This is a genomic window from Synechococcus sp. R50.1 (assembly GCF_047462115.1).
GTDB lineage: Bacteria > Cyanobacteriota > Cyanobacteriia > Thermostichales > Thermostichaceae > Thermostichus.
Window position 1 is genome coordinate 1 of record NZ_JANSIN010000049.1, and the last position, 2,709, is coordinate 2,709.

Here is a 2,709-nt window from a genome sequence, read left to right on the forward strand (position 1 = left end):
TGGAAACAAACAGAATGCTATCGCTGCATAGTTGAACAGTGATGTTCAGCAGTGTTCAGCGTAAATGTATCAGCTCGCCACCTGCCAACAGATAGCCTAGCCAAACCTCAGGGATCCTGATGTTTCCAAAAGAACACCAAAACGGTATCAACGCCTCTGCGAGCGTCCCTCAAAATCTCGGAAAAGCCCATTCTTTCGTCGGATCCCTCGACGCCTTGTGCCACAAGGCTTTCCGGCCCCAAAACCCCCTCGCCGAAACTCTTTTTGCCCCCTTTTTTCCGGATCCCTCGCAAACGGGTCTTGCATCCCTTGCCCTGCTTGGCTTTAATAGGGGTGGAGTTCCCCCTTCGGGGGGATCCCTAGAAATTGGAAACCCGGGGGAGCTGTTGTGGATGGCTCCTACTCCGCAGGTTGCGGTTCCCCCTTCGGGGGGATCCCTAGAAATTGGAAACGGTGAAATACCTGGGTGCTTGGAGCAATTAGATTAGGCGTTCCCCCTTCGGGGGGATCCCTAGAAATTGGAAACTTCGGGTCCAGCCCTTCTCTACCAAAACCCACCCCCGGTTCCCCCTTCGGGGGGATCCCTAGAAATTGGAAACCGCCGAGAAGCGGTATGAGGTTCACAAAAGAACCCGCAGGGGTTCCCCCTTCGGGGGGATCCCTAGAAATTGGAAACTGTAAACCCAGCAGTATCGCTGGGTAGGGAGGCTACCTTTGCGTTCCCCCTTCGGGGGGATCCCTAGAAATTGGAAACGAGCTTGACGGTGGGATCGTCAGGCCGAAGGAGGTTAACGTTCCCCCTTCGGGGGGATCCCTAGAAATTGGAAACAAAACAGAATTGATGAAGCAACCACTTCGGTATCTTCCTTAGTTCCCCCTTCGGGGGGATCCCTAGAAATTGGAAACCCTAAACATGGATTGGTCAGCAACTCCTTCAGAAGCTGGTTACAGTTCCCCCTTCGGGGGGATCCCTAGAAATTGGAAACCGGCCTCGATCTGTTGAACCCAGCGGTTTAAGTATTCGGTGTTCCCCCTTCGGGGGGATCCCTAGAAATTGGAAACGTGCGCCAATATCGAGGACTCGAAAAACGGATCGAGTGTTCCCCCTTCGGGGGGATCCCTAGAAATTGGAAACCTGGAGCGAGATGAAGAAGTGTGTTCCATTTACCAAACGTTCCCCCTTCGGGGGGATCCCTAGAAATTGGAAACAACAAATTATTCGTAGTGAGCGGTGCGCGTATATCCGCGAGTTCCCCCTTCGGGGGGATCCCTAGAAATTGGAAACGTAAAGCAGGTAGAAAGCCAAACCTACCGTAGGATAGTTCCCCCTTCGGGGGGATCCCTAGAAATTGGAAACTAATTTGCAAACGTTGCGCTTCTGTGAGTTTTCTCACGTTCCCCCTTCGGGGGGATCCCTAGAAATTGGAAACCTACCTGTTCAGTGGACTAGAGGGAGAAGTTTTAATGACAGTTCCCCCTTCGGGGGGATCCCTAGAAATTGGAAACTTCTCACGATCCTTAATGGACTTAACTTGAAAACGACCGAGAGCTGTTCCCCCTTCGGGGGGATCCCTAGAAATTGGAAACTCCAGGCTTGCCGGACAATCGATGATGGGGATCGCGAGTTCCCCCTTCGGGGGGATCCCTAGAAATTGGAAACACCAGTTAATCGTCCACTTTCCTTGGCCCCAGACAAGTTCCCCCTTCGGGGGGATCCCTAGAAATTGGAAACTCCGGATTTCAGTGGGGATAGCGAAGTTGCCTTCCTCAGAGAGTTCCCCCTTCGGGGGGATCCCTAGAAATTGGAAACCTCCCGCCTCAGTGGAGAGATCAAGCCCGTCTGGCAAAGTTCCCCCTTCGGGGGGATCCCTAGAAATTGGAAACTTTGTTGTTAAGGAGGTTATAGTTTTCACCTTCGCGTACCCAAGTTCCCCCTTCGGGGGGATCCCTAGAAATTGGAAACAGGGGGTGGTTTGAAAGAAAAGTTTAGGTCATGCTATTCTTGTTCCCCCTTCGGGGGGATCCCTAGAAATTGGAAACCCGGATATGCTTCCCAGATCATGTTGGCCAACATCCAGTTGTTCCCCCTTCGGGGGGATCCCTAGAAATTGGAAACAGTTTGGTATTATATGCATATGGGTAGCTTCCATCTGGAAGGTTCCCCCTTCGGGGGGATCCCTAGAAATTGGAAACTAGACAAATCCGATGGCTCTAGCCAAGGTGTTGACAGTTCCCCCTTCGGGGGGATCCCTAGAAATTGGAAACGTAAAGCAGGTAGAAAGCCAAACCTACCGTAGGATAGTTCCCCCTTCGGGGGGATCCCTAGAAATTGGAAACTCTTCCGAAGCTGTTAAGCTAGCTTGATAGGATCGTACTGTTCCCCCTTCGGGGGGATCCCTAGAAATTGGAAACAGGGAAGAGGTGGAAGGCTTCCCTCTCTCTTTTGATCGTTCCCCCTTCGGGGGGATCCCTAGAAATTGGAAACCAGCTAATCTTCCAGGTACCGCTACCCCAAATGATCACTGTTCCCCCTTCGGGGGGATCCCTAGAAATTGGAAACTTTTTCTGCCTAAAAATAAAGGAGTGCCTGAGGAAGGCGTTCCCCCTTCGGGGGGATCCCTAGAAATTGGAAACTCCAATACAAGCCAGTAACCACGGTACCGGCATACCGTCGTTCCCCCTTCGGGGGGATCCCTAGAAATTGGAAAC

At 52.1% G+C, this 2,709-nt stretch carries 1 CRISPR repeat array.

What is annotated here, in order from left to right:
* Positions 1–338 precede the first annotated feature (338 nt).
* A CRISPR array of direct repeats spans positions 339–2,709; the repeat unit is 36 nt; unit sequence GTTCCCCCTTCGGGGGGATCCCTAGAAATTGGAAAC.